We start from the raw sequence: 26,721 nt of genomic DNA on the forward strand, positions 1-26,721 counted from the left end.
CGGCTCATGGGCCTGGCGCCTGTCCTGCCTATCCCCCGTTCGGGCCGGCGCCCGGCCCGTTGACGTGTGGTTGCTGGCCTGCCCGCCGCTGCGCGCGTTCCCGCTGCGGCACGACGGTGTACTTCGGGTCCCGCGCCGAGGCGACCCCGCCGTGGAAGATGCCGAACCGCGTGCAGACCGACGCGGCGAGCAGCGCGCCGCCGGACAGGGCCGACAGCATCCGGCTGCGCCGCCCGGCCAGGGCGCCGGCCACCCCGGCGGCGGTCAGCGCCCGCCCGGCGCGCAGCAGCTTCCCGGCGGTGCCCGTCGCGTAGGGCTCGCTGAGCAGGCCCAGCCGGTTCTCGACCCGGTGCGAGCCCCACAGTTCCAGGGCCGCGCCGGCGACGGCGAGACGGCGCGCCGGCCCGGCCTCGCCGGTGGGCGCGGCCAGCAACCCCACGCCGGCGCCGCTGGCCAGCGCGCTGCCCGCGAAGATGACCGGCAGTTCCGGGTACGCCTCGTGCCAGGACGGCACCGCCGTGTCGGCCAGCAGCACCCCGGTGTACGTGGCCAGGGCGGGAGCGGTGACCGCGGCAAGCAGCCCGGCGGCGTTCCCGGCCGGCGGCAGCAGCTTCCGCCCGAGCCCGAGCAGCCCGTGCTCGGGCAGGCGAGGCGCGGTCTCGGCGACCGCGGCGACCCCGGCGGCCGGGCCGAAGGCGCTGAGGATCCAGGTGCCCATCGACATCGGCGAGGTCAGCTTCGCCACCCGCAGCATGTGATGGAACCGGGCCGGCTTGCCCAGGTCATGGATGAGGAAGAAGGTGCTGGCGCTGACCGCCGCGAGGGAGGTGACCCGACCGGCCCGGCGCAGCGCCGGCCGGCCGGTGAGCTGGCCACCGGCCGCAAGCAGCGACGACCCGGCCGCGAGCCCGCCGCTGAACAGGTACGCCGCGATGTCCCACTTCCAGACGGGCGCCTTCAGGATCGGCCGCCCGTAGTACGAGGTGAACTCGACCGGCGGCACGTTGAGCTGCTCGCCACCGCCGCCCCTGCGCCTGCCGTTCCGGCCCGCCTTCGGGGCGTGGCCGCCGTGCTCGCCGGGACGGGCGGGCCCCTCGACGGCGAGCCGCTCACGGAAGCGGCGGAACAGGTCGCCGACGGCGGGGCGGTCCGGACTCACGAGGAACCTCCCACGAACGCGGCGACGGCCGCCGCCGCCATGGCCAGGGCGGCCACCCCGGCCCGCTTCCACATCTTCGGCAGGTCCCGGGTGGTGACCACCGGGTCCGGCGGCAGGCCGTAGACCTCCGGCTCGTCGAGCAACAGGAAGAACGCGCCGTCCCCGCCGACGCCGTCGGTCGGGTCGTGGCCGTAGAGGCGGGCCTCCGGCACGCCGCGGTCGTGCAGCGTGGCGACCCGCTCGGCGGCACGTTCGCGCAGCTCGTCCAGGGGGCCGAACTGGATCGACTCGGTCGGGCAGGCCTGCGCGCAGGCCGGCGTCTTCCCGGCGCCCAGCCGGTCGTAGCAGAGCGTGCACTTCCACGCCCGGCCGTCGCCCTTGCGCTGGTCGATCACCCCGTAGGGGCAGGCCGAGATGCAGTAGCCGCAGCCGTTGCAGATGTCCTCCTGCACCACCACCGTGCCGAACTCGGTGCGGAACAGGGAACCGGTCGGGCAGACGTCCAGGCAGGCGGCGTGGGTGCAGTGCTTGCAGACGTCCGACATCATGAGCCAGCGGAAGTCGGACCGCGTCTCGGCGCCGGTGGCCCGCCCGGGCGGCTGGGCGCCGGGCATGCCGAGGAACTCCGGGCCGGCCGCCATCCGCGCCGCCGCTTCCGGGCTGCCCGGCGGCACCCCCGGAACGGTGCCGGTGTCGGTGACCGTGCCGGCGGCGGAAGCCGCGCTCTCCGCGCTGACCGGCGGGCCGGTCGGGTTGTCCGCGAAGGGCGGCGTGCGGTGCCCGGCCGGACGGGGCTGCTCGATGAACGCGACGTGCCGCCAGGAGTTGGCGGTCAGCGCGCCGGTGTTGTCGTACGACATGCCGAGCAGGTCGAAGCCCGAGTCCGGGACGCCGTTCCACTCCTTGCAGGCCACCTCGCAGGCCTTGCAGCCGATGCAGACGCTGGTGTCGGTGAAGAAGCCCATCCGCGGGCCGGCCTCGACCCAGCCGGCGTCCGGGGCCGGATCCAGCGGGCCGTAGAGGCTGTTGGCGTCAGGCATCCCCGCCCCCGTCCCGCGCCCCGCCGGCGGTCCGCTCGTGCGCCTCACTTGCCGCGCCGGTGGTGACGATCGGCACCCTCCGGTCCGGCGTCATCCCGGCCCGCCGCTGGTAGTCGGCCACCAGGTCGAGCAGGGCCGGCCCGGTGGGCCGCCGGCCCGGCCGCACGTCACAGGTGCCCACCTTGCTCTCCTGGATGAGGACGTTCGGGTCCAGGGTGATGCCGAACAGGTCGTTGACGGTGTCGCCGGTGACCAGGCCTTCGCTGCCGAAGTGGTACGGCAGCCAGACCTGGTGGATCGTCCGGCCGTCGACCCGCAGCGGGGTGAGCCGGTCGGTGACCAGCACCCGCGCCTCGATCACGGCACGGCCGCTGACCAGGTGGGCCCAGCCGAGGTGCGCGAGCCCCACCTCGCCGGCCAGCTCCGGGGACACCTCGACGAACAGCGCCGGTTGCAGCTCGGCCAGGCGCGGCACGGTGCGGCTCATCCCGCCGGCCGTGTGGTGCTCGGTGAGCCGGCTGACCGTGAACACGTACGGGAAGACCTGGCTGTGCGGCTCCGGCGGGCTCGGGTTCATCCGGTTCACCGGGTGCGTGTAGACCTTGCGGGTCGGGTTGGCCTGCTGCCCGTAGAGCGGGTTACGCACGGGTGACTCGGCCGGCTCGTAGTGCGTCGGCAGCGGCCCGTCGAGCACGCCCGTGGGCGCGTACAGCCAGGCCTTGCCGTCGCCCTGCATGACGAACGGGTCGTCACCGGCGAGGCCCTCCGTCCCGGAGGCGCCGTCCGGCGGCCGGTAGCTCGGCGGTTTGGTCTTCTCGAAGTCCGGCACGTCGTAGCCGGTCCACGCGCCCTTGTCGGGGTCCCACCAGACGTACTTCTTGCGCTCGCTCCACGGCCGGCCCTCGGGGTCGGCGGAGGCGCGGTTGTAGAGGATGCGCCGGTTGGCCGGCCAGGCCCAGCCCCACTCGGGGGCCACCCAGTCCTGCTCGTGGCGCGACTTGCGGCGGGCCGCCTGGTTGACGCCGTCGGCGTAGACGCCGGAGTAGATCCAGCAGCCGACCGCCGTGGAGCCGTCGTCCTTGGCCTCCGGGAACCCGCCGAGCGGGCGGCCGGTGGCCACCTCGTAGCCGTTGATCTCCTTGAGCACCGCCTCCGCGCTCGGCTCGGCCTCGGGGCCGTGCGTCGGGTAGTCCCAGGCGAGGTCGAGCAGCGCCCGGTCGCGCGGTTTCGTGGAGCCGGCCAGCTTCTCGCGCAGCACCCGGCCGAGGTGGTAGAAGAACCACAGCTCGGAGCGGCAGTCGCCCGGCGGGTCGACGGCCTTCTCGCGCCACTGGAGCAACCGCTGGGTCTGGGTGAACGTGCCCTCCTTCTCCACATGCGAGGCGGCGGGCAGGAAGAACACCTCGGTGCGGCACTCCTCCGTCACGATCTCGCCGGTGGCGATCTCCGGGCTGTTCCGCCAGAAGGTCGCGCTCTCGATCATGAAGAGGTCGCGGACGACCAGCCAGTCCAGGTTGGCCATGCCGAGTCGCTGGGCCCGGCCGTGCGCCGAGCCGACGGCCGGGTTCTGGCCGAGCAGGAAGTAGCCCTTCACCTTCCCGTTGATCATGTTCAGCACCTGCTGGTACGTCCCGTGGTCGCCGGTCATCCGGGGCAGGTAGCCGTAGCAGAAGTCGTTCTCCGGCGTCGCCGCGTCCCCCCAGTACGCCTTGAGCAGGCTCGCCGCGTAGGCGCGCGAGTTGCCCCAGAAGCCCTTCTGGCCCGGGTGCCGGATGCTGTCGACCCACTCGTCGAAGGTCGGGTGGTCGGCGTGGTGCGGCATCGGCAGGTAGCCGGGCAGCAGGTTGAACAGGGTCGGGATGTCGGTGGACCCCTGGATGCTGGCATGCCCGCGCAATGCGAGGACACCGCCGCCCGGCCGGCCCATGTTGCCCAGCAGGGTCTGGATGATCGCGCCCGTGCGGATGTACTGCACGCCGACACTGTGCTGGGTCCAGCCCACCGAGTAGACCAGCGCGCCGGTCCGCTCCCGGCCCGAGTTCTCCGTCCAGGCGCGGGCCAGCTCCTCGAACTTCTCCACCGGGATGCCGCAGATCCGGGACACCATCTCCGGGGTGTAGCGGGAGAAGTGCCGCTTGAGGATCTGGTAGACGCAGCGCGGGTGCTGCAACGTCTCGTCCCGCTGGGTGGTCGCGGCCACGGGCATGCCGTGCGACTCGTGCCGCAGGCCGGCCGCGGTCTCCCGCTCCTTCGCGGTGTCCTCCGACTCGCGCTGCTGCTCGTGGCCCTGGTATTTCCAGCTGCCCTGGTCGTAGCTGTACCGCTCCGGGTCGTAGCCGGAGAAGAGCCCGTCGAGATCCTCGGTGTCGGCGAACTGGTCGGTGATGATCGTCGCGGCGTTGGTGTAGGCCAGCACGTACTCCCGGAAGTCCAGCTCGTTCTCCAGGATGTACCGCACCACGCCGCCGAGCAGCGCGATGTCGGTGCCCGCCCGGATCGGCAGGTAGGTGTCGGCGAGCGCGCTGGTCCGCGTGAACCGGGGGTCCACGTGGAAGACCTTGGCGCCGCGCTTCTTGGCCTCCATCACCCACTGGAAGCCCACGGGGTGGGCCTCGGCCATGTTGGAGCCCTGGATGACGATGACGTCAGCGTTGACCAGGTCCTGCTGGAAGTCCGTCGCGCCGCCGCGACCGAAGCTGGTCCCCAGACCGGGGACGGTGGCGGAGTGTCAAATGCGGGCCTGGTTCTCGATCTGGAGCGCCCCCATCGCCGTGAACAGCTTCTTGATGAGGTAGTTCTCCTCGTTGTCCAGGGTCGCCCCGCCCAGGCTGGAGATGCCCAGCGTCCGGTTGAGCGGGCGGCCCTGGTCGTCGACGTCCTCCCAGGTCTCGTCGCGGGCGGCGAGGATCCGGTCGGCGATCATGTCGAGCGCGACGTCGAGATCCAGGTCCTCCCACTCCGTGCCGTAGGGCCGGCGGTAGCGCACCTTGGTCTGCCGCAGCGGGCTGGTCACCAGGTTCTTGCTGGCGGCGCCCTTCGGGCAGAGCCGGCCGCGGGAGATGGGGCTGTCCGGGTCGCCCTCGATCTGGGTGACCTGCCCGTCGGAGACGTAGACCCGCTGCCCGCAGCCCACCGCGCAGTAGGGGCAGACCGACCGGGCCACGCTGTCGGCGGTCTCGGTGCGCGCGGTCAGCGCCGCCGAGCGGGCGGACTGCGCCGCGGCGCCCCGGCCGAGCGGGTCGGCGCCGGTGAGCTGCCGGTAGACCGGCCACCCCTGGATGAAGGTCTTGAGACCCATCCCGGCACACCCCCTCCCCGGCTCGCGGGTAGCTGACCTTTTGAACACTAGGCCAGCCGAGGTGTGCTCGCGACCCGGGATGCAAAACAGCGGCGCCCCGGCCGGGAAGCCGGGGCGCCGCTGGGCGTCGGTGTGCAGGTCGCCTCTCGGCGAGTGGCGCGACGCGGCTCCAGCCGAACGGTATTCCGCGAAGGCAATTTAGGTGAGGCCCGGGGACACTGGACACACCGACGCTCTGCACAACGGTACTGGCTCGGCTGTTCTTCCGCGCGGTGTCGGTGACTGCGGTCACGGGCCGCGTTGGTCTGTCGCGGCTCTCTCCTGGGACGCCGCTGGCCGGCACCCCGTGTTCGGGGTGCCGGCCAGGTTCGTTGCGTGGGTCAGCTGTTCCAGTACTGGCCGACGATGTCGGCGGCCTGCTGCTCCCACTGGGCGTAGGCGTCCGGGTAGGCCGAGACCTGCACGGTCTGCGCGGCCTCGGTCAGCGGCATCTTGTCCCAGCCGTCGACCTGCTTCAGGCCCTTCAGGAACGCCAGCGTGGAGTACTCGGGGTCGGTGATCTGCTCCGGCGTGCCCCAACCCGAGCTCGGGCGCTGCTGGAACAGGCCCAGCGAGTCATGGTCGTTGGCGTCACCCAGGTGACCGAGGTTCTCCAGCTTCGACTCCTGCAGCGACGTGGCGATCGAGATCACCGCGGCCCGCTCCGGCAGACCGGCCTTCTTCGTCGCCGCGATGATCGCCTTCGCATTCCCGACCTGCTCATCGCTCAGATCGATGCGCGACTGGGCGCCCTGCACACCGTGCGGGATCAGCGTGCCCGCATCCGGCTTGTCCGCCTGCACCACCGCAGCCTCCGACAGCCCCGCCGACGGCGCCACCTCGTGGTGGTTCAGCGGACCGGCAGCCAGACCACCGGCAACAGCCAGACCAGCAACACCCAGCACACTCTTACGCAGCATCGAGTTCATGGGGGGCAGCTCCATTCGGGGGTCGACGCACACCCACGCCGACGGGGGTCGGCTCATCGGTGTGCGCAAGCACCGTCAGGCGCTCAAAAGTCACTCCGGGGGATCATCGGCGCGCGGGGCCGGGGGGCCTCCTCGTCGCGCCGGGACCATGTACAACGACCGCCGGCCCACCAACATTCCAGGCCGCGGGCGCCCGCCTCGACGGGCCGCCCTCCTCGGGTCGCGCACCGGGATACAACGACCCCCACCCACCCGCCATTCCGCCGCCGGGGTGCCGCCGACCACCGCCGAACCGGACAATCGACGCAGACGGCGCACCGGGCGGGAGCGGGTGGGCGGTGCGGGCGCGGTACGGGGCGATGGGAAAACGCCGGACAGGGGTTACCCTGACAACCATGTCGGCCACCAGCACCGCGTACCTCGCCCGGCCCGGGCGACCCGCCGTGGTGGCGCGCACCCTCGGCGAGCTCACCGGCCCCACCCGGGGCATCGTCGAGCTGCCCGTGCGCCTGATGTGGAGCAGCGAGCGTGCCTTCGACCTGGCCGACCCCGACGACCTGCTCTGGATGTACGAGAACGTGCTGCGCGAGACCAGCCGCGTGGAGGACCTGCGCGAGCTGATCGACGGGGGGACGCTGCGCCGGGTGTGGCCGCTGTTGAACCTGCCCCGGGGCGTACGCCTGGCGTGGGAGAGCCGGCACCGGGGCCTGCGCACCGCGTGACCCACCTGCACGACTTCTACCGGGACGTGGCCCGGGTGGCCCTCGCGGCCGCCGGGCCGCACCGGTTCGTGCTGGGCGGCGGCGTGGCCTGGGCCGCGCACGGCCTCGTCACCCGCCCCACCGAGGACGTCGACCTCTTCGCCGACGTGGAGGGCGCGGCCGCCGCGGCGGCCGCCGGGGTGCGGGCCGCGCTGGAGCGGGCCGGTTACCAGGTGGCCGACGCCGACCCGAGCAGTGAGCTGGGTGAGCTCTTCGACGGCTACGACCGGGACCTGCGGGACTTCGTGGTGAGCCGGGACGGCCGGCAGATCCGGCTCAGCCTGGCCCGGCTCGACCGCTACCGCAGCCCGGTGGTGATGGACCTGGGCCCGGTTATGGACGTCCGGGACCTGATCGCCAACAAGACCGCCGCGCTGGTCAACCGCCGCGAGGTGCGCGACTACATCGACGTCTCGGCCGCGCTGGACCGGTACGCCGTGGCGGACCTGCTGGAGCTGGCCCGGCAGGTGGACCCGGCGCTGGACGCCGACGACGTCCGGGCCGCCGGGCGCTACCTGGACCGGGTGCCGGACCGCCGGTTCGCCCGCTACGGCCTGGACGCGGACCAGATCGCCGAGGTACGCCGCCGGATGGCCGCCTGGCCGCGCTGACCACGGCGCCGCCTACCGGGTGAGCTTCCCCCCGGTCACGCCGAGGATCTCCCCGGTCACGTAACTGGACTCCTGCGAGGCGAAGAAGACGTACGCGGGGGCCAGCTCGGCGGGCTGGCCGGGGCGGCCCATCGGCGTGTCGGTGCCGAACTGCTTCACCTTCTCCTCGGGCATGGTGGCCGGGATCAGCGGCGTCCAGACCGGGCCGGGCGCCACGGCGTTGACCCGGATGCCCCGGTCGGCCAGGTTCAGCGCCAGGGCCTTGGTGAAGTTGGCGATGGCCGCCTTCGTGGTGGCGTAGTCGAGCAGCTGCGGTGAGGGGTTGAACGCCTGGATCGACGAGGTGTTGATGATCGCCGAGCCCTCCGGCAGGTGCGGCACGGCCAGCTTGCAGAGCCAGAACATGGCGTACACGTTGGTCTTGAACACCCGGTCGAACTGGTCGGTGGTGATGTCGAGGAGGCCCTTGTCCTGCGACATCTGGAAGGCCGCGTTGTTGACCAGGATGTCGATGCCCCCGAGGTCGGACAGCGCCCGCTCGACGAGGTTCCGGCAGTTCGCCTCCTCCCGCACGTCGCACCGCACGGCGACACCCGTGCGCCCGGCCTGCTCGACCAGGCTCACGGTCTCCCGGGCGTCCGCCTCCTCCTCGTCGCCGAGGTAGGAGATCAGCACGTCGGCGCCCTCGCGGGCGTAGGCGATGGCGACCGCCCGGCCGATCCCGGAGTCACCGCCGGTGATCACCGCCCGCTTCCCGGCGAGCCGGTCGCTGCCCCGGTACGACTCCTCGCCGTGGTCCGGCTTCGGCCCCATCTCCCGCTCGGTGCCGGGCGCCGACTGCTGCTGGGCGGGCTGGCCCTGCTGCTGGCCGTACTGGCGGGTGGGGTCCTGCTGGGTGTACTGGTCCTCGCTCACCGGTTCTCCGTTCCCTGGCGCCGGGGGGCGGAAACGGCGCCCGCGGTGTTACATCGCGGGCGGGCGCGGCGCTGGTGGTGTGAGATACCTCGTGGCGATGTGGCGTCTGTGACAACCGGTCGTTATGGTGCGCAACGGCGCCCACGAGGCGCGTCCACCCCCATGGAAGGGCACCTCATGACCTCCTCCTCCGGCGCCTCGCGCCGCCAGGTGCTGGCCGTCGCGGCCGCCGCCGCGACCGCCCCCCTGATCGCCGGCGCTCCCGCCGAGGCCAAGCCGAAGCCGCCGAAGACCTGGGACCTCACCGTCCTCGGCACCTCGGACACCCACGGCAACGTCTACAACTGGGACTACTACCGGGACGCCGAGTTCGACGACAGCAAGCACAACGACGTCGGCGTCGCGAAGCTGGCCACCCTGGTCAACCAGATCCGCGCGGAGCGCAAGGGCAAGGCGACCCTGGTGCTGGACGCCGGTGACACCATCCAGGGCACCCCGCTGGCCACCTACTACGCCAAGCAGGAGCCGATCACCAGCACCGGTGAGACGCACCCGATGGCCAACGCCATGAACGTGCTGAAGTACGACGCCGTCACGCTGGGCAACCACGAGTTCAACTACGGCCTGCCGCTGCTCGCCACCTGGATCGGCCAGCTCGGCTTCCCCGCCCTCGCTGCGAACGCGATCAACGAGGAGACCGGCAAGCCGGCCTTCCTGCCGTACGTGATCAAGGAGGTCGCGCTCGGCGGGTACGACTCCCCCACCCTGAAGGTCGGCATCCTCGGCCTCACCAACCCGGGCGTGGCCATCTGGGACCGGGCCAACGTCGAGGGCAAGCTCGTCTTCGCCGACATGGTGGACACCGCCGCCAAGTGGGTGCCGGTGATGCGGGACCGCGGCGCCGACCTGGTCATCATCTCCGCCCACGGCGGCGACAGCGGCACCTCCAGCTACGGCCCGGAGCTGCCGAACGAGAACCCGGTGGCCCTCATCGCCGAGCAGGTGCCGGGCATCGACGCGATCCTCTTCGGCCACGCCCACAACGAGGTGCCGCAGAAGTTCGTCACCAACAAGGCCACCGGCGCGCAGGTGCTCACCTCGGAGCCGTCGAAGTGGGGCCAGCGGCTGACCCGGATGGACTTCACCGTCACCAAGGTCAAGGGCCGGTGGCAGGTGGTCAGCAAGTCCGCCACCACGCTGAACACCAACACGGTGGTCGAGGACCCGGCGGTGCTCGCGGCCGTGCGTGGCCAGCACACCAAGACCGTCGGGTACGTCAACCAGGTCGTGGCGCAGTCGGAGGTGGAGCTGTCCACCGTCGAGTCCCGGTACAAGGACACCCCGATCCTGGACTTCATCAACCACGTCCAGGCCGAGGTGGTCACCCAGGCGCTCGCCGGCACCCAGTACGCGACCCTGCCGGTGCTGTCGCAGGCCTCCCCGTTCAGCCGGACCGCCGTGTTCCCCGCCGGTGACGTGCGCATCCGCGACGTCGCCGGGCTGTACGTCTTCGACAACACCCTGGAGGCGGTCGTCATGACCGGCGCCGAGGTGAAGGCGTACCTGGAGTACTCGGCGAAGTACTTCGTCACCGTCCCGGTCGGTGCCCCGGTCAACCCGGAGACGATCAGCGACCCGGCCGTGCCGGACTACAACTACGACGCGATCTCCGGGCTCGACTACGACATCGACATCTCGAAGCCGGTCGGCCAGCGGATCACCCGCCTGGTGCTGCCGGGCACCGACACCCCGGTCGCCGCAGACGCGCAGTTCGTCGTGGCGGTCAACAACTACCGGCGCAGCGGTGGCGGCAACTTCCCGGGCATCGTGAAGACCCAGGTCTACAACCAGCAGCAGGAGATCCGCCAGCTGCTCATCGACTGGGCGCAGGCCAAGGGCGTCATCCGTCCGGCCGACTTCTCCGTGGCGAACTGGAAGCTGGTCCGCGAGGGCGTGCCGGTCTTCTGATCCGTACCGGTCGCGACGGGCCCCGGGTGCCGCACCCGGGGCCCGTCGGCATCCGTGGGCCGGTCAGCCGCCGCCGGCGCGCAGGTCCCACTCGTGCTGACCACCGGTCGGGTCGGGCCGGTCCCGGCGCGGCTCGGTCTCGCTCTCGGTCGACTCCACCCGGTCCTCGGGGCGCACCGCCTGCGGCAGCTCGCCGAAGCGGACGTGCCGCAGGAACGCGTACTCCTCGTCGCTGAACGACTCGCGTGGCTCGCTCATGACCGCATTGTGCGCGCGCCCCGCCACCTCCCGCATCAACCGATCCGGTCCGGGTAAGCCGCCGCGACGGCCCGTCCGGCGACGAGGTGGAGGGCGACCATGCGCGCGGTACGGATGACCGCACCGGGGGTGCTGGAGCAGGTGGAGGTGCCCACGCCGAGCGCCGGGCCGGGCGAGGTGCTGCTGCGCGTCGGCGCGGTCGGCGCCTGTCACTCCGACCTGCACATCCTCGATGCGCCGGCCGGGCTCTTCCCGACGCCGATGACCCTCGGGCACGAGATCGCCGGCACCGTCGACGAGGTCGGCCCCGGCGTCACCGGGTGGACCGCCGGGGAGCGGGCGGCGGTCTACGGGATCATCGGCTGCGGTCGCTGCCGGGCGTGCCTGCGCGGGGCGGAGAACCAGTGCCGGGTGGTCCCGGTCGGCGGCTTCGGGCTCAGCCGCGACGGCGGGCTGGCCGAACACGTGGTGGTGCCGGCCTCCCGGCTGCTGCACATCGGCGAGCTGGACCTGACCCAGGCCGCCCCGCTCACCGACGCCGGGCTGACCCCGTACCACGCCGTCGAGCTGGCCCGGGACCGGCTGCGCCCCGGCACCTCCTGCGTGGTGATCGGCATCGGCGGCCTGGGCCACATGGCGGTGCAGATCCTGGTCGCCACCACGGCGGTGCGGATCATCGCGGTGGACACCAGCGTCGCGGCCCTCGACCTGGCCAGCCGGATGGGCGCGCACGACGTGGTGCAGGCCGGGCCGGACAGTGTCGACCGGATCCGGGCGCTGGTGGGCCCGCCGCCGGACGGCGCGGACGTGGTGCTCGACTTCGTCGGCGCCGACCCCACCGTCACCACGGCCCGGCAAGTGGTCGCCACCGGCGGTCAGGTGCTGCTCGTCGGTCTGGCCGGCGGCACCCTGCCGGTGCGGCCGGTCGCCGACGAGCCGCCGACCGTCCCGCTGGAGACGATGGTCGAGGTGCCGTTCTGGGGCACCCGGTGGGAGCTCCAGGAGGTGATCGCCCTGGCCCGGGCCGGGCAGTTGCGGGCCGACGTGCAGACCTTCCCGCTGGCGGACGCGCCGGAGGCGTACGACCTGCTGCGCCGTGGGGAGATCCACGGCCGAGCCGTCGTCGTGCCCTGACTACCGCGGGCCCGCGCCGGACCGTTCGGTGACCCGCGGCCGCCACGGCGGCAGGCGGTCCAGCAGGGCCAGGCCGGCCCGCACCGGGCGGCGGGCCAGGACCCGGTTGAAGCTCCCCCGCCCCAGGCAGAACCGGACGAACATCCGCCAGCCGGGCGGGGTGGCCAGCAGCGCGTGGAACACGTCGGGCCGCCGCGTGTAGACCTCCAGCAGCCGGTGCCCGGCGCGCATCTCCGGCACGAGCCGGAGGTGGACATCCTGCTCGTAGCGGTCGAGGTCGCCGCCGGCCACCGCCTCGCCGGCCAGCCGGCCGGACCGCAGCGCGTAGCTGATGCCCTCCCGGCTCCACGGCTCCAGCAGGCCCGCCGCGTCGCCGGCCACCAGGACCCGGCCGCGGCGCAACGGCGAGTCCTCCGCCCGGCACCGGGTCAGGTGCCCCGAGTCGTGCTCCGGGGTGACGTCGGACAGGCCGAGCCGCGCCACGAAGTCCCGCAGGTAGGCGCGGGTCCGCTCACCCTCGCCCCGGCCGGCGATGACACCGACGGTGAGCGTGTCGCCCTTCGGGAAGACCCAGGCGTACGAGCCGGGGACCGGGCCCCAGTCGATGAGGACCCGCCCGCGCCAGCGGTCCTGTTCGGCCGGTGGCACCGCCAGCTCCAGCTCCAGCCCGAGGTCGACCTGCCGCCAGGTCACCCCGACGTGCCGGGCCGTCACCCCGGAGGAGCCGTCGGCGCCGATCACCGCGCGGGCGCGTACCGTCTCGCCGTCGGCCAGCCGCAGGCGTACCTCGTCGGGGTCCTGCTCGACGGCGCGGACCGCGACGCCCTCGCGGACCTCGGCCCCGGCGGTGACCGCGGCGGCGCGCAACCGGTCGTCGAACTCCTCCCGGCGGACCATGGCCACCAGCGGCGCGGAGTGCCGGCGGGTGAAGCCGCGTCGCCCGTCCCGGGTGAAGGTGATCCGGTCGACCCGGTCGTGCGCGGGCACCTCGATCCGGTCGGTGATCTCGGCCAGTGAGGTGCCGATGAGGCCGCCGCCGCACGTCTTGTACCGGGGATGGGTGGCCCGCTCGACCACCAGGGTGCGGACGCCGGCCCGGGCCGCCGCGTGGGCGGCGGAGAGGCCGGCGGGGCCACCACCGACGACGACGAGGTCCCAGATGATCACGGATGCAGCCTAGGCCACGGCGTCACCGGCCCGCCCGGCACGCGCCGCCCGCGACCCCCCGATCGGGTGGGCATCATCGGACACCGTCCGGGTAACCGCCGGGCGCAGACCGCCCGCCGGTCGGGCGGTCCACGCCGAGGAGGGAAGCGATGCAGCAGGTACGGCTGTCTGCGATCGAGGAACGGGTGTACCAGGCGGTGACCGCGCTGGAGGTACGGGGGCACGTGCCCTATCCGGACCTGATCGCCCAGGAGACCGGTATGACCCAGGAGGAGCTCAGCGAGCCGCTGCACCTGCTCACCGAGCGGGGGCTGCTGCACCGGGAGGACTCCCCGATGGCCGGGCTGGACTTCGGACCGCGGTGGTGCGCGCGCCAACCCGCGTGACATCGTCGTTTGCCCCACCGGGGGCCGGGTAGCGATCGGGGATGCGTGATCGACGGTCTTCGGGAGGCACGATGAGCACGGACCGGTCGTCGGCGCCGGTGGACACCGGCGGGTCCGACGACCGGCGACGCTGGAAAGCGCTCAGCGTCGGCCTCGTCGCGGCGTTCATGACCCTGCTGGACGTCAGCATCGTCAACGTCGCCGTGCCGTCGATCGACCGGGCGCTCCACGCCACGCCCAGCGACCTGCAGTGGGTGCTGTCCGGCTACGCCCTGACGTTCGGTCTGGTGCTGGTACCGGCCGGGCGTCTCGGCGACGCCCGCGGCCGGCGTACCGCCTTCGTGGTCGGGGTGGCGCTGTTCACCGTGACCAGCGCGGTGGCCGGCCTGGCCCGCTCGCCGGAGTGGCTGGTCGTCGCCCGGCTGGTGCAGGGCGCCGCCGCCGGGGTGGTCAACCCCCAGGTGAGCGGCATGATCCAGCAGCTGTTCCGGGGCGCCGAGCGGGGCCGGGCGTTCGGCCTGCTCGGCGCCACCATCGGCATCTCCACCGCCGTCGGCCCGCTGCTCGGCGGGCTGCTCATCCAGCTCGGCGGGGAGGAGCACGGCTGGCGCTGGGTCTTCTTCGTGAACATCCCGGTCGGCATCCTCGCCGTGGTGCTCGGCTGGCGGCTCATCCCCGCCCGCCCGGCCGGCCAGCCCGACCGGCACCGGCTCGACCCCGTCGGGGTGCTGCTGCTCGGCGTCGGCGTGACCCTGGTGCTGCTGCCGCTGGTGCAACGGGAGCAGTGGCGCGGCGCCGGCAAGTGGGTGCTGATCCCCCTCGGCCTGCTCTTTCTGGCCGGCTTCGCGCTGTGGGAGCGGTGGTACGGCCGCCACCGCCCGCCCCTGTTCGACCTGCGGCTGTTCCGGCTGCGCTCGTACACGCTGGGTTCGCTGATCGGCCTGCTCTACTTCGCCGGGTTCACCGCGATCTTCTTCATCTTCACGCTCTACCTCCAGGTCGGGCTGGGCTACAGCGCGCTCGCCGCCGGCCTGGCCATCACCCCGTTCGCGCTCGGCTCCGCGGCCGCCTCGGCGATCGGCGGCCGGGTCGTCACCCGGTACGGCCGACCGCTGGTCGCCGGCGGCCTCCTCGTGGTGATCCTCGGCCTGCTCGCCACCGTCTGGGTGCTCCGGGACGAGCCCCGGCACTCGGTGCCGCTGCTCCTCGCCGTGCCGTTCCTGCTCGCCGGGCTCGGCAGCGGGCTGGTCATCGCGCCGAACCAGACGCTGACCCTCTCCGAGGTGCCCGTGCCGCAGGCCGGCAGCGGGGCCGGCATGTTGCAGACCGGGCAACGCATCGGCTCGGCGGCCGGCATCGCCGCGGTCGGCGCGCTGTTCTTCTCCACGCTGAGCGACAGCCGCGGTGACTTCACCGTGGCGTACCGGCACTCGCTGCTGCTGGCCGTCGCGATCATCACGCTGGCCCTGGTGGCGGCCGTGGTCGACGTGGTCGCCGGGCGCCGCCACTCCGCGTGAATTGAGAACCGCCGCAGAACGGGTGACGAATTCACCGTCCTGAGGGGTGCGTCGGACACGTAGACGGCGGTAGATACGTAGGGCATGACGAACACCCTCGACCGCCGTACCCTCCTGCGCCTCGCCGGTGCCTCCGCCGGCACCGCCGTGCTGGCCGGCACCACCCTCGCCGGCCCCTCCCCCGCCGGAGCGGCCACCGCCGCGTTCCGGCACGGGGTCGCCTCCGGAGACCCGTTGCCGGACGGCATCCTGCTCTGGACCCGGGTCACCCCCACGCCCGACGCCCTGCCCGGCTCGGGCACCGGCCCGGACGTGGAGGTGAGCTGGCAGGTCGCCACCGACCCCGACTTCCGGGCGCCGGTCGCCACCGGCACGCTCATCACGGGACCGGACCGCGACCACACGGTGAAGATCAGCGTCTCCGGCCTCGCCGCGGCCACCACCTACTGGTACCGCTTCGGCCACGCCGGCGCCTGGTCGCCGACCGGCCGGACCATGACCGCGCCGCCCGTGGACGCGGCCGTCGACCGGCTGCGGATGGGCGTCGTGTCCTGCGCGAACTGGGAGGCCGGCTACTTCGCCGCGTACCGGCGGCTGGCCGACCGCGGCGACCTCAACCTCGTCGTCCACCTCGGCGATTACCTCTACGAGTACGGCACCGGCGAGTTCGCCGCCGCCGGCCGGGTGGTCCGGCCGACCCAGCCGGCGCACGAGGTGCTCACCCTGGCCGACTACCGGATCCGGCACGCGCTCTACAAGACCGACCCCGACCTGCAGGCGCTGCACGCCGCCGTGCCGTGGTTGATCACCTGGGACGACCACGAGGTGGCCAACGACGAGTGGTCCGGCGGCGCGGAGAACCACACGCCGGGCACCGAGGGCCCGTTCGGCGACCGGCTGGCCGCCGCCCGGCAGGCGTACCTGGAGTGGATGCCCCTGCGCGTCGGCGCGGACGGCGCGATCTACCGGCGGTTCCGGTTCGGCCGGCTGGCCGAGCTGTCCATGCTGGACCTGCGCTCGTACCGGTCGGCGCAGGCCTCCGGCCCGGCCGTCGACGACCCGGCCCGGACGATCACCGGCGACGCGCAGATGGCCTGGCTGAAGGCCGGGTTGTCCGGCTCCGCCGCCCGGTGGAAGCTCGTGGGTAACCCCGTGATGATCGCCCGGCTGGACGTCGGCGCGCTGCCGTCCTGGCTGCTCGGCCCGCTCGGGAAGCTGCTCGGCATCCCCGAGAACGGCGCGGTGCTCAACGCCGACCAGTGGGACGGCTACAACGCCGATCGCAACGAACTTGTCGACCACCTGCGGGCCACCGGCACCCGGGACGTGGTCTTCCTGACCGGGGACATCCACACCTCCTGGGCCAACGAGGTGACCACCCGGTCGACGCTGTTCGAGCCGGCCGCGGCCGAGTTCGTCGTACCGTCGGTGACCAGCGACAACGTCAACGACTTCCTCGGGCTGCCCGCCGGCAACACGCTGAGCCGGCTCGGCGCCGGGCTGCTCCGCTCGACCAACCCGCACGTGCGCTGGACGGAGCTGGACGGGCACGGCTACGGGGTGCTCGACGTGACGCCGCACCGCTGCCGGATGGACTGGTACCACCTCGCCGACCGGACCAGCAGCACCAGCGGTAGCCGCTGGGTGGCGGGCTGGTCGGTGGGGACGGGCTCCTCCCGCCTGCGCGCCGAGAGCGCCCCGATGTGAAGACGCCGCTGGCCGGCACCCCCATGTTCGGGGTGCCGGCCAGCGCGTTGGCTCAGCTGTTCCAGTTGTGGGCGACGATGTCGGCGGCCTGCTGCTCCCACTGGGCGTAGGCGTCCGGGTAGGCCGAGACCTGCACGGTCTGGGCGGCCTCGGTCAGCGGCATGTCCTGCCAGCCGTCGACCTGCTTCAGGCCCTTCAGGAACGCCAGCGTCGAGTACTCGGGGTCGGTGATCTGCTCCGGCGTGCCCCAACCACAGCACGGGCGCTGCTGGAACAGGCCCAGCGAGTCGTGATCGTTCTTGTCGCCGAGGTGGCCCAGGTTCTCCAGCTTCGACTCCTGCAGGCTCGTGGCGATCGAGATCACCGCCGCCCGCTCCGGCAGACCGGCCTTCTTCGTCGCCGCGATGATCGCCTTCGCGTTCGCGGTCTGCTCACCGTTCAGGTCGATCTTCGACTGGGCGCCCTGCACGCTCGCCACCGCGGCCGGCTTGGTGCCCTGCACCGGGGCAGCGTCGGCGTGGGCGGCGACCGGACCGGCGAAGATCCCACCGGTGAAGGCCAGACCAGCAATACCCAGCACGCTCTTACGCAGCATCGAGTTCATGGGGATAGCTCCATTCGGGGGTCGGCGCACACGCCGATGGGGGTCGGCCGTGCGCAAGCACCACGTCAGGCGCTCAAAGAAAGTCTTGAGGGATCATCCAGCGCGCGGGGCTGAGCCACTTCGTCGCGCCGAGACCATGTACAACGACCGGCGGCCCACCATCATTCCGGGATCGCCACGCCCACCTCGGCGGGCGGCCCCGGGGGCCGGCCACCCCGACTCGCGGGGCACCCTTCCTCGGCCGTGCACCCGGATACAACGACCCCCACCCACCGGCCATTCCGCCGCCGGTCACCGCCGCGATCCGGACATTCACCCCAAGCCGCGCATTGATCGTCGCACGGCCGCCGATCTTGGACAACTACCGTTCGCTGCGAACAACAACTGTCCAAGATCGCGGCCGAGCGGGCCGGACGCCGCCTGGCGCGAACCGGACATCCGCCCCAGGCGTGAGGTGGCCCGGCACGGCGGCTACGAACGTGATGACGCGAACGGATCGGCGCGGCGTCGACGGTCTCCTCGCCGGTGCCTGTCGAGCTGATGTCGAAAACGACTCACCGGCGAGCGCGGGAGAGAGAACGCCCACCCAGCCCCGTCGCCCGCCCAACCCTCGCCCCTTGCTCTGCAGCCACGGACGCAACACCCCCATGCCGCAGGCGTTGCGTGGGCGGCTGCAGAGCAAGGCGGTGGATGAGCAAGCAGGGCAGCCACGCCGGGCGACCACCACCGCACCAGGATAAAAGGGCGCAGGGTGAACAAACAGCGCCGCCCGCCCCTAAAGGGACGGACGGCGCCGTGGGTGTCGGTGTGCAGGTCGCCTCTCGGCGAGTGGCGCGACGCGGCTCCAGCCGAACGGTATTCCGCGAAGGCAATGAGGTGAGGCCCGGGGACACTGGACACACCGACGCTCTGCACAACGGCCCGACCGGGTCCGGTGTTCCGGGCGGAACCGTGTCCGCCGTCACCACACCGCCGCGGGCAGACGGAAGCGGCCGGCCCTCACCGGGCCGGCCGCTTCGTTGGTCTCGTCATGTCACCAGAGCTGCTGGACGATGTCCGCCGCCTGCTCCTCCCACTGCGCGTACGCGTACGGGAAGGCGGACACCTGGACCGTCTGGGCCGCGGCGGTCAGCGGCAGGTCCTGCCAGCCGCCGACGTTCTTCAGCGCGTTGAAGAACGCCTTGCTGGCGTAGTCCGGGTCGGTGATCTGGTCGGGCGTACCCCAACCGGACGACGGGCGCTGCTGGAACAGGCCCTCGGAGTCGTGGTCGTTGTAGTCGCCGAGGTGGCCGAGGTTGTACAGCTTCGACTCCTGCAGCGAGGTGGCGACGCCGATCACGGCGCCCCGCTCCCCGACGCCGGTCTCCTTGGCCGCCTTGACGATGGCCTTGGCGTTGTCGAGCTGCGCGTTGTCGAGCGGGATGCGCGACTGGGCGCCCTCGACGCCGCGCGGCATGAGCTCCTCGCGGCTGGGCTGGTCGGTCTTGGTCGGGACCTTGTCGCTGCCGGTGGTCAGGTCGGACTTCACCGTCTCGGTGCCGGTCCTCTTGCCGGTGGCCAGGTCGATGGCGGCCAGGGCGCCGGCGTGCGGGCCGCTGGTCACCGGGGCGGCGACGGCGGTGGGGCCGAACGCCAGCCCGCCCAGGCAGGCCACGCCCGCGACGGTCAGCGCGGTACGGCGGTTCGGGCTGGTGGCGATGGAGGTCTTCACGGTGGCGGTCTTCGCCACGGCGGACTGCGCGATGGCCGACGTCGCCACGGCGGTCTTCACGGTGGTGGCCTTCGCCACGGCGGTCTTCGCGATGGCGGGGAGCCATCGAGTGAAGTGCTGCTTCACGATGGTTGCCCTTTCGTCGTTACGACGCGCTCCGGGGTGAGCGCCCCTCGGGGGAACTACTGACCGGTCCGGGTTTGCGTCCCGGCGGTACGGGGAACACAACCGGCTCGACGTGTCGGTCATTCCGGAAATGCCCGGAGCGGCGGCGGCTGCGGCCCAGCTCACCCGGGACTCCGGACAGGCGCCGCCACCAGGGACGAAATCGGGCTAGACCGCCGAGGGCGCCCCGAACCGCACCAGGACGTGCCAGAGCTGCTTGAGATGCTGGAGGGTCACCTCCGCCGGGCCGCGGTCGGCCCAGCGCTGCGGCTCGCGTACCACGGAGGCCGCGGCCCGGCCGATCAGCGCGGCGTGCACCGGCTCCCCGGGGCGGGCGAACTCGGCGTGCACCCGGGCGGCGAGCGGCGGGATGGCCGGCCCCCGGAACTCGGCGTCGACCCCGTCCACGGGCAGTTCGAACCCGGTGTGCCAGCACAGCGCGAAGCCGTGCCGCCGGGCGATCCCGGCCAGGATCCGCCCCTCCTCCGTGCCCCGGAACGAGGGGTCGACCACCACGGCCTCGACGTCCCGCGCCAGGCTCAGCTCACCGTGCACCTGCGCCTCGATGTAGTCGTCCAACGCCCGGCCGGCCGCGTCGGACGCCCGTTCGCGGCGGCGCAGCAGCGTCTGCAGGAGGGTGCCGGTGTCCATGCCGGCCACGCCGAGGCTGATCCCGGTCGCGGCCGTGGCCGCCAGCAGCGCGGCGAGCACCGGCTCGAACACCGTTACGGTGCCGAGGTCCTTCGGCTCGGTGTGGCTGTCGCCGAAGCTGAAGGTGGCCCGTGCGAGCGCCGCGGGCCGCAGCCGCAGGTGGCAGGAGCCGAACCGGGGGCAGGCGCCGTCGGGGTGGTCGAGGAGGTTGAGGCCGGCGTACTTCGGGCGCTCGACCGGGGACACACCCGGCCGCTGGTATGCCCCGCCGAACAGCGTCTCCTCCCAGCGGTCCCGGTCGCCACCGGGGAACGCGGTCAACCCGCCGTTGGAGACGCCCGTCTCGAACTGGCTGCGGTAGACGCCCTCCTGGTCGAGCGCCTCGGCCACCGTCCGGCCGTCACGCAGCAGCCGGTCGGGGTGGAAGTTGAGGGTGAGCCGGCCGTGTGCGGCGACCGCCGCGACGATCTCCTCCGGGCGGTAGGCGGCGCCGGAACCGGCGAGGTGCCGGGCGATGACGGCGAGGGCCGCGGGCCGGTCCCGGAGGGCCACATCGCCGACGTGCCGGAGGGCGGCGGCCTGTGCGGGGGTCAACATCACGTCGGGCACGGGCCCGAGTATCGCCGGGCCCGCCGGCGGCGCGCCACGCGGATTCTCAGCCGCCGGTGCCGAAGCCGTCCAGGGTTTCCCGCTCCGCCGGGTCGCGCAACTCCTGGAAGATGGTGAGGTGCAGGCCCGCCGGCCCGTCGAGGCGGGCGTTGAGCGACTGCCACGGGGTGACCGTCGGAGGGGCGACCTCGGTGGCGCCCGCCGCCACGAGGCGCTCGGTCACCGCCCGGCTGTCGTCCACCTCGAACGCCACCCGCAGCCGGGGCGCGACCTGGCGGCCGACCTCCACCTCGTCGATCAGCCGCTTCTGCGCGGGGTTCGCGAGCTCCAGCGTGGCCCGGCCCGCCTCCAGGATCACCACCCGGGCGCCGTCGCCGCCCGAGAACGCCGCCTGCTCCGGCAGGCCCAGCGCGTCCCGGAAGAAGGCGACCGCGGCGTCGTAGTCCTCGGCCTCGACCACCAGGCGCAACTGGCGTACGGTCGGCGGCCCGTCGGGAGTGTCCATGACCGCAGATCCTAGCCGCGGGTGGCGGCGCCGAGGCGGGCCAGGAAGTGGGCGTTGCCGCCGGTGGTGGACAGCTGGCGGAGCAGCTGGTCCAGGGCGGCCTGGCGGTCCAGGGTGGACAGCGCGGACCGCAGCGCGCGCAGGCGGTCCCGCTCGCCGTCGGTGAGCAGCAGGTCCTCCCGACGGGTGCCGGAGGAGCGCACGTCGACGGCCGGGAAGGTACGCCGGTCGGCCAGCGCCCGGTCCAGCTTCAGCTCGGCGTTGCCGGTGCTCTTGAACTCCTCGAAGATGAGGCTGTCCGCGGCCGAGCCGGTCTCGACCAGCGCCGAGGCGACGATCGTCAGCGAACCGCCCTCCTCGGCCGCCCGGGCGGCGGCGAGCAGTTGCTTGGGCGGGGTGAGCGCGGCCACGTCGACGCCACCGGAGAGGGTACGGCCCGCCGAGCGGACGGTCAGGTTGTAGGCGCGGCCCAGGCGGGTCAGCGAGTCGAGCAGCACGACCACGTCGTGGCCCAGCTCGACCAGGCGCTTGGCCCGCTCGATCGCCAGCTCCGCCACCGTGGTGTGGTCCTGCGGCGGGCGGTCGAACGTGGCCGCGACGACCTCGCCCTTCACCGACCGCTGCATGTCGGTGACCTCTTCCGGCCGCTCGTCGACCAGCACCACCATGAGGTGGCACTCCGGGTTGTTGCGGGTGATCGCGTTCGCGATCGCCTGCAGCACCATCGTCTTACCCGCCTTCGGCGGCGAGACGATCAGCGCCCGCTGGCCCTTGCCGATCGGCATCACCAGGTCGACGACCCGGGTGGTGAGAAGGTGCGGCTCGGTTTCCAGCCGCAGCCGCTCGTGCGGGTGGACCGGTGTCAGCCGGTGGAACTCCGGGCGACGGCGCGCCTGTTCGGGGGGCGTTCCGTTGACGGTGTCGATCCGGACCAGCGGGGCGTGCCGGCCCTTGTGCGGTGTGGTGGCGACCGCCCCGGTGACGAGGTCGCCGCGGCGGAGGCCGTACCGGCGCAGCTGGCCGGCGGTGAGGTGGGCGTCCGCGGCGGAGGGCAGGTAGCCGTCCACCCGGAGCAGCGCGTGGTCGTCGACCGTGTCGACGATGCCGCTCACCGGGAGCGGCGCGGAGGTGTCGTTCATGAGGTGCCTTTCGAGGAGCGTCCGTCCTGATCGGACGGACGCGGGGAGGCGAGCGGTGTCGGGGCGGCGCGGAGACGGATCCACGGCGTACCGGGTGCGGCGAGGCGCCGCGTGCACGCCGGGAGCGGGCCGGCAGGCCACGGTGGCGAGCGGGCGGAGCTGCTCACGGCGTGCGAGTCGTGCGCACGGGCCGGAGCGTCGGAGAGTGGACTCCGGGTGGCGTGATCCGCCGGCATCCGGGTCCATCGGCAGGTTACCCCCGCAACGCCACCGTCGACAAGCGGATCGCCGCGGGTTCGGTCGGCACCCCTGCCGGCGTTACAGTGAGGGACGCGCCGACCGGAAGGCCAGCACCGTGACTGCTACGACCGTGGTCGACCAGGTCCGCCTGGGTGACCACGTCTGCTGGACGCACGACGACGAGAGCGCGGCCCTCGACGCGCTCGGCCGCTTCGCCGCCGCCGGCCTGCGCCTCGGTCACAAGGTCGTGTGCTTCACCGAGACCTCGCCGCCGCAGGCGGTGCGAGCCCGCGTCGACGCCGTCGGCGTGCCGACCGAAGCCGCCGTGGCGACGGGCCAGCTGCGCATCGTGCCGGCCCTGGAGACGTACCCGACGGGCGCCCGGCCGGCGCCCGAGGCGATGGTCGCCATCGTGGTCGACGAGGTCGACCGCGCCCAGCACGAGGGTTATCCGGGCATCCGGCTGGCCGGCGACATGGCGTGGGTGCTGCGCAGCGGCACCAGCCTGGACGACCTGCGCCGGTACGAGACCGCGCTCAACCCGCTCTTCCTGGACGCGCGGATCGCCGGCCTGTGCCTGTACGACCGGCGGCTCTTCCCGGCCGACGGGCTGCGCGCCCTCGCCGCCGCCCATCCGGGCACGGCCGGGCCGGACGCGGCGCGGACCTGGGCGCCCCTGCTGCGGGCCTACCGGACGACCGACCCGCCGGGCCTGCGGCTGGTGGGGCAGGTGGACCAGAGCAACCGGGAGGCGTTCACCGCGGTGCTGAATGCCGTGACGGCCGACCAGCGGGCGGCGGTGCTGGACGTCTCCGAGCTGAGCTTCGCCGACGTGGGCGCGGCCACCGCCCTGGTCCGGGCCGACCGGGCCACCGGCATCCGGCTGGTCGGGTGCCGGCCCGCGCTGCACCGGCTGCTGGACCTGCTCGCCGGCGTGCCGACGACGGGGCACGCGTGAGCGCGCCCGCCGGCCCGACATCGGCCGGCTTCCGCCACGAACTTGCCTTCTACACCGACGCCGCGAGCCTGCTCGCCGTCACCGTGCCGTTCGTCCGGGAGGGACTGGCCGCGGGCGACCCGGTGCTGGTCGCCGCGCCCGGCCCGCGGTTGGCGCTGATCCGCGCGGCGCTCGGCGCGGCGGGCGACGGCGTCGGCTGGGCCGACATGACCGACGAGGGGCGCAATCCCGGCCGGATCATCCCGTGCCTGCTCCAGGCGTTCGCCGACCGCCACCCCGACCGGCCGGTCCGGATCATCGGCGAGCCGGTCTGGGCCGGGCGCACCGCCGACGAGTACCGGGCGTGCGCCCAGCACGAGGCCGCCATCAACTGGGCCTTCGCGGGCCGGGCGGGACGCATCCTCTGCCCGTACGACGCGGGGCGGCTCGACCCTGGCGTGCTCGCCGAGGCCCGTTGCACGCACCCGCTGCTGGTCGGGCCCGGCGGGTCCCGCCGCATCGCCGGCTACGCACCGGCGGCGGTCACCGAGCGGCACAACAAGCCGCTGTCCAGCCCGGCCGAGCCGGTCGCGCTGCTCGGCTACGACCTGGCGACCCTGCCGCAGGTCCGGCGGTTCGTCGCCGACCACGCCCGGGCCGCCGGGCTGGCCGCCGACCGGGTGGCCGACCTCCAGATCGCGGTCACCGAGCTGGCCACGAACAGCGTGGCGCACGCCGGCGGCTCCGGCACCCTCCAGGCGTGGCGTACCGACCGGCACCTGGTGTGCGAGATCCACGACGACGGCTGGCTCGCCGATCCGCTCGCCGGCCGGCTCGTCCCCGCACAGGACGGCATCGGGGGGCGCGGCCTGGTCATCGTGCACGCCCTGTGCGACCTCGTGCTGCTGCACACCACCGCGGCCGGCACCACCATCCGCCTGCACATGCTCCGGGAGGCACCGTGACGGGGACCGAACACCTGCTGCGCCCGGTCGGCCGGGTCGAGTCGCCGCTGACCGATCCGGCGGCGGCGCCGAAGCAGGGCGACGAGGGCGCCCCGGAGGCGTGGCTGGTCTTCGACGCGGCGTACGCCCGGGCGCTGGACGGGCTGCGGCCCGGCGCGGACGTGCTGGTGCTGACCTGGTTGGACCGGGCCCGGCGGGACGTGCTCGCGGTGCACCCGCGCGGGGACGTGTCCCGGCCCGAGACGGGCGTGTTCGCCACCCGCTCGCCGCACCGGCCGAACCCGGTCGGGCTGCACCGGGTGCGGGTGCTCGCCGTGGACGGCGTGCGGCTGCGGGTGGCCGACCTGGAGGCGGTCGACGGCACGCCCGTACTCGATGTCAAGCCGGTCCTCGACGGCGAGCGCTGAGGCCGGCGCCCGGCCGGGCCGCTGACCGGCCGGGCGGTCCGCCCGTCAGTGGCCGCGGGCGATCCACTCGTCGAGGTGGGGCGCCTCGGCGGCGATGGTTGTGTCGTCGCCGTGCCCAGTGTGGACCACGGTCTGCGGCGGCAGGGTGAGCAGCCGGGTGCGGATCGACTCGACGATCGTGCCGAAGTCGCTGAAGGAGCGGCCGGTCGCGCCGGGACCGCCGGCGAACAGGGTGTCCCCGGTGAAGACCGCGCCGAGGTCGGGGGCGTGGAGGGTGCACGCGCCCGGGCTGTGGCCCGGCGTGTGCAGGACCCGGAGGGTGGTGCCGCCGACCTCGACGGTCTGGCCGTCGGCGAGGTCCCCGTCGGGCGGGGTGTCCGGGTGGACCAGGTCCCAGAGCACCCGGTCGGCCGGGTGCAGCAGCACCGGCGCGCCGGTGGCCCGGGCCAGGTCGGGCGCGGCCCGGACGTGGTCGTCGTGCGCGTGGGTGGCCAGGATCGCGACCACCCGGCGGTCGCCGATGACCGCGCGGATGGCCGTCACGTCGTGCGGCGCGTCGACGACCACGCACTCGGCGTCGTCGCCGATCACCCAGACGTTGTTGTCGACGTCGAAGGTCTGGCCGTCGAGCGAGAACGTGCCGGAGGTGACGGTGTGGTCGACGCGGGCGGTCACGGGAAGACCACCACCGACCGGAGCACGTCGCCGTGGTGCATCCGGGTGAACGCCTCCTCGACCTGGTCGAGGGCGATCTCCTCGGTCACGAACGCGTCCAGGTCGAGGCGGCCCTGCCGGTAGAGTTCGGTGAGCATCGGGAAGTCGCGGCTGGGCAGGCAGTCGCCGTACCAGCTGGACTTGAGGGCGCCGCCGCGGCCGAAGACGTCGAGCAGCGGCAGCTCGACGCGCATCTCCGGGGTGGGCACGCCGACCAGCACCACGGTGCCGGCCAGGTCACGGGCGTAGAAGGCCTGCTTCCAGGTCTCCGGGCGGCCCACCGCGTCGATGACCACGTCGGCGCCGAACCCGCCGGTCGCGGCGCGGATGGCCTCCACCGGGTCGTCCTCCGAGGCGTTGACGGTGTGCGTGGCGCCGAACTTCCGCGCCCAGTCGAGCTTCCGGGAGTCGGTGTCCACGGCGATGATGGTGGTCGCGCCGGCCAGGGACGCGCCGGCCACCGCCGCGTCGCCGACGCCGCCGCAGCCGATCACCGCCACCGAGTCGCCCCGGGTCACGTTGCCGGTGTTCATGGCCGCGCCGAGGCCGGCCATCACTCCGCAGCCGAGCAGGCCGACGGCGGCGGGCCGGGCGGACGGGTCGACCTTGGTGCACTGGCCCGCGTGCACCAGGGTCTTCTCGGCGAACGCGCCGATGCCCAGGGCGGGGGCCAGCTCGGTGCCGTCGGTCAGCGTCATCCGCTGCGCGGCGTTGTGGGTGTTGAAGCAGTACCAGGGGCGGCCCCGCCGGCAGGCGCGGCACTGCCCGCAGATCGCCCGCCAGTTGAGCACCACGAAGTCGCCGGGGGCCACGTCGGTGACCCCCTCTCCCACCTGCTCCACGACGCCGGCGGCCTCGTGGCCGAGCAGGAAGGGGTAGTCGTCGTTGATGCCGCCCTCGCGGTAGTGCAGGTCGGTGTGGCACACGCCGCAGGACTGGACGCGGACGACCGCCTCGCCCGGCCCCGGGTCGGGCACCACGATGGTGGTGACCTCCACGGGCGCGCCCTTGCGCCGCGACACGACTCCCCGGACTTCCTGGCTCACGGTTCCTCCTTCGTTCGCGACTGCGGGGCTCGCGAACCCGGCTCGCTCCCCGCGCTCGCGGTCCCTCCGTCGTTCGCTGTGCGTCGAAACTACCGCCGATCACCGTCGGCGGGTTATCCGGCGCGTCGCCGGGTACGCG

General features: G+C 73.4%; 23 protein-coding genes and 1 pseudogene. 10 read left to right on the forward strand and 14 right to left on the reverse strand.

What is annotated here, in order from left to right; translation table 11 throughout:
* Positions 1 to 28: 28 nt before the first annotated feature.
* From nrfD to GA0070214_RS01275, 4 genes are all read right to left on the reverse strand, one after another.
* Complete coding sequence (gene nrfD / locus GA0070214_RS01255; RefSeq protein WP_091258104.1) at positions 29 to 1,159, reverse strand: NrfD/PsrC family molybdoenzyme membrane anchor subunit; 1,131 nt, start codon at positions 1,157 to 1,159, stop codon at positions 29 to 31.
* Positions 1,156 to 2,199: a 4Fe-4S dicluster domain-containing protein gene (locus GA0070214_RS01260; protein WP_091258105.1), complete on the reverse strand. Its 1,044-nt coding sequence runs from the start codon at positions 2,197 to 2,199 to the stop codon at positions 1,156 to 1,158. The genes nrfD and GA0070214_RS01260 overlap by 4 nt, the downstream gene beginning before the upstream one ends.
* Positions 2,192 to 5,497: a formate dehydrogenase gene (gene fdh, locus GA0070214_RS01265; RefSeq protein WP_139141730.1), complete on the reverse strand. Its 3,306-nt coding sequence runs from the start codon at positions 5,495 to 5,497 to the stop codon at positions 2,192 to 2,194. Before fdh ends, GA0070214_RS01260 begins: the two co-directional genes overlap by 8 nt.
* 380 nt (positions 5,498 to 5,877) lie before the next feature.
* On the reverse strand, positions 5,878 to 6,465 hold the full coding sequence (locus tag GA0070214_RS01275) for a hypothetical protein (RefSeq protein ID WP_091259771.1): 588 nt from the start codon (positions 6,463 to 6,465) through the stop codon (positions 5,878 to 5,880).
* 395 nt (positions 6,466 to 6,860) lie between these two features.
* Between GA0070214_RS01275 and GA0070214_RS01280 the strand changes: the two genes are divergently transcribed.
* Together GA0070214_RS01280 and GA0070214_RS01285 are read left to right on the forward strand one after the other, a co-directional pair.
* Positions 6,861 to 7,187: a hypothetical protein gene (locus GA0070214_RS01280; protein WP_091258112.1), complete on the forward strand. Its 327-nt coding sequence runs from the start codon at positions 6,861 to 6,863 to the stop codon at positions 7,185 to 7,187.
* Complete coding sequence (locus GA0070214_RS01285) at positions 7,184 to 7,837, forward strand: nucleotidyl transferase AbiEii/AbiGii toxin family protein (protein ID WP_091258114.1); 654 nt, start codon at positions 7,184 to 7,186, stop codon at positions 7,835 to 7,837. Before GA0070214_RS01280 ends, GA0070214_RS01285 begins: the two co-directional genes overlap by 4 nt.
* 12 nt (positions 7,838 to 7,849) lie before the next feature.
* On the opposite strand, the gene GA0070214_RS01290 is transcribed toward GA0070214_RS01285, so the two are convergent.
* A complete protein-coding gene (locus GA0070214_RS01290) occupies positions 7,850 to 8,752 on the reverse strand; it encodes an SDR family oxidoreductase (protein WP_091258116.1) in 903 nt (300 codons plus the stop codon).
* A gap of 177 nt (positions 8,753 to 8,929) precedes the next feature.
* On the opposite strand from GA0070214_RS01290, the gene GA0070214_RS01295 reads away from it, so the two are divergent.
* Positions 8,930 to 10,720: a bifunctional metallophosphatase/5'-nucleotidase gene (locus GA0070214_RS01295; RefSeq protein ID WP_091258118.1), complete on the forward strand. Its 1,791-nt coding sequence runs from the start codon at positions 8,930 to 8,932 to the stop codon at positions 10,718 to 10,720.
* Between the two features lie 63 nt (positions 10,721 to 10,783).
* Here the strand turns inward: GA0070214_RS01295 and GA0070214_RS01300 are convergent, their stop codons facing one another.
* The gene (locus GA0070214_RS01300) at positions 10,784 to 10,978 is read right to left on the reverse strand and encodes a hypothetical protein (RefSeq protein WP_244167491.1); all 195 of its coding nucleotides are present in this window, start codon (positions 10,976 to 10,978) and stop codon (positions 10,784 to 10,786) included.
* 99 nt (positions 10,979 to 11,077) lie between these two features.
* Between GA0070214_RS01300 and GA0070214_RS01305 the strand changes: the two genes are divergently transcribed.
* Positions 11,078 to 12,112, forward strand: a complete 1,035-nt coding sequence (locus GA0070214_RS01305) for an NAD(P)-dependent alcohol dehydrogenase (protein ID WP_091258122.1) — start codon at positions 11,078 to 11,080, stop codon at positions 12,110 to 12,112.
* Here the strand turns inward: GA0070214_RS01305 and GA0070214_RS01310 are convergent, their stop codons facing one another.
* Entirely contained in the window at positions 12,113 to 13,279 is a 1,167-nt protein-coding gene (locus tag GA0070214_RS01310) for a geranylgeranyl reductase family protein (protein WP_091258124.1), read from the reverse strand.
* Between the two features lie 149 nt (positions 13,280 to 13,428).
* Between GA0070214_RS01310 and GA0070214_RS01315 the strand changes: the two genes are divergently transcribed.
* The 3 genes from GA0070214_RS01315 (at position 13,429) to GA0070214_RS01325 (ending at position 16,889) form a co-directional block, all read left to right on the forward strand.
* Positions 13,429 to 13,665, forward strand: a complete 237-nt coding sequence (locus GA0070214_RS01315) for a hypothetical protein (protein WP_091258126.1) — start codon at positions 13,429 to 13,431, stop codon at positions 13,663 to 13,665.
* A gap of 71 nt (positions 13,666 to 13,736) precedes the next feature.
* Entirely contained in the window at positions 13,737 to 15,182 is a 1,446-nt protein-coding gene (locus GA0070214_RS01320) for an MFS transporter (protein ID WP_091258128.1), read from the forward strand.
* Positions 15,183 to 15,266: 84 nt separating this feature from the next.
* The gene (locus tag GA0070214_RS01325; protein ID WP_091258130.1) at positions 15,267 to 16,889 is read left to right on the forward strand and encodes an alkaline phosphatase D family protein; all 1,623 of its coding nucleotides are present in this window, start codon (positions 15,267 to 15,269) and stop codon (positions 16,887 to 16,889) included.
* Positions 16,890 to 16,941: 52 nt separating this feature from the next.
* Here the strand turns inward: GA0070214_RS01325 and GA0070214_RS01330 are convergent, their stop codons facing one another.
* The 5 genes and pseudogenes from GA0070214_RS01330 to rho all read right to left on the reverse strand — a co-directional run.
* Positions 16,942 to 17,493: a hypothetical protein gene (locus GA0070214_RS01330; RefSeq protein WP_091258132.1), complete on the reverse strand. Its 552-nt coding sequence runs from the start codon at positions 17,491 to 17,493 to the stop codon at positions 16,942 to 16,944.
* 1,033 nt (positions 17,494 to 18,526) lie between these two features.
* A complete protein-coding gene (locus GA0070214_RS01335; protein WP_091258134.1) occupies positions 18,527 to 19,330 on the reverse strand; it encodes a hypothetical protein in 804 nt (267 codons plus the stop codon).
* A gap of 207 nt (positions 19,331 to 19,537) precedes the next feature.
* On the reverse strand, positions 19,538 to 20,617 hold the full coding sequence (locus GA0070214_RS01340) for a DUF3626 domain-containing protein (RefSeq protein WP_091259773.1): 1,080 nt from the start codon (positions 20,615 to 20,617) through the stop codon (positions 19,538 to 19,540).
* Between the two features lie 58 nt (positions 20,618 to 20,675).
* Positions 20,676 to 21,134, reverse strand: a complete 459-nt coding sequence (locus tag GA0070214_RS01345; RefSeq protein WP_091258136.1) for a VOC family protein — start codon at positions 21,132 to 21,134, stop codon at positions 20,676 to 20,678.
* A gap of 11 nt (positions 21,135 to 21,145) precedes the next feature.
* A pseudogene (gene rho / locus GA0070214_RS01350) lies at positions 21,146 to 22,252 on the reverse strand (transcription termination factor Rho); the annotation flags it as partial.
* A gap of 376 nt (positions 22,253 to 22,628) precedes the next feature.
* Here rho and GA0070214_RS01355 point away from each other — a divergent pair.
* Genes GA0070214_RS01355 through tsaA form a run of 3 tightly spaced genes read left to right on the forward strand, consistent with a single transcriptional unit; the run spans position 22,629 to position 24,822 of the window.
* Entirely contained in the window at positions 22,629 to 23,471 is an 843-nt protein-coding gene (locus GA0070214_RS01355) for an MEDS domain-containing protein (protein WP_167364170.1), read from the forward strand.
* A complete protein-coding gene (locus GA0070214_RS01360) occupies positions 23,468 to 24,415 on the forward strand; it encodes a sensor histidine kinase (protein ID WP_091258140.1) in 948 nt (315 codons plus the stop codon). The genes GA0070214_RS01355 and GA0070214_RS01360 overlap by 4 nt, the downstream gene beginning before the upstream one ends.
* Positions 24,412 to 24,822 (forward strand): tRNA (N6-threonylcarbamoyladenosine(37)-N6)-methyltransferase TrmO, encoded by a 411-nt coding sequence (gene tsaA / locus GA0070214_RS01365; RefSeq protein WP_091258142.1) that lies wholly within the window; start codon positions 24,412 to 24,414, stop codon positions 24,820 to 24,822. The genes GA0070214_RS01360 and tsaA overlap by 4 nt, the downstream gene beginning before the upstream one ends.
* Before the next feature lie 45 nt (positions 24,823 to 24,867).
* Here tsaA and GA0070214_RS01370 read toward each other — a convergent pair whose 3' ends face one another.
* Both GA0070214_RS01370 and GA0070214_RS01375 read right to left on the reverse strand, forming a co-directional pair.
* Entirely contained in the window at positions 24,868 to 25,497 is a 630-nt protein-coding gene (locus GA0070214_RS01370; protein WP_091258144.1) for an MBL fold metallo-hydrolase, read from the reverse strand.
* Entirely contained in the window at positions 25,494 to 26,582 is a 1,089-nt protein-coding gene (locus GA0070214_RS01375) for an S-(hydroxymethyl)mycothiol dehydrogenase (protein ID WP_091258147.1), read from the reverse strand. Before GA0070214_RS01375 ends, GA0070214_RS01370 begins: the two co-directional genes overlap by 4 nt.
* Between the last annotated feature and the right edge of the window lie 139 nt (positions 26,583 to 26,721).

The sequence above is a fragment of the Micromonospora chaiyaphumensis genome (genome assembly GCF_900091435.1).
Classification (GTDB): domain Bacteria; phylum Actinomycetota; class Actinomycetes; order Mycobacteriales; family Micromonosporaceae; genus Micromonospora; species Micromonospora chaiyaphumensis.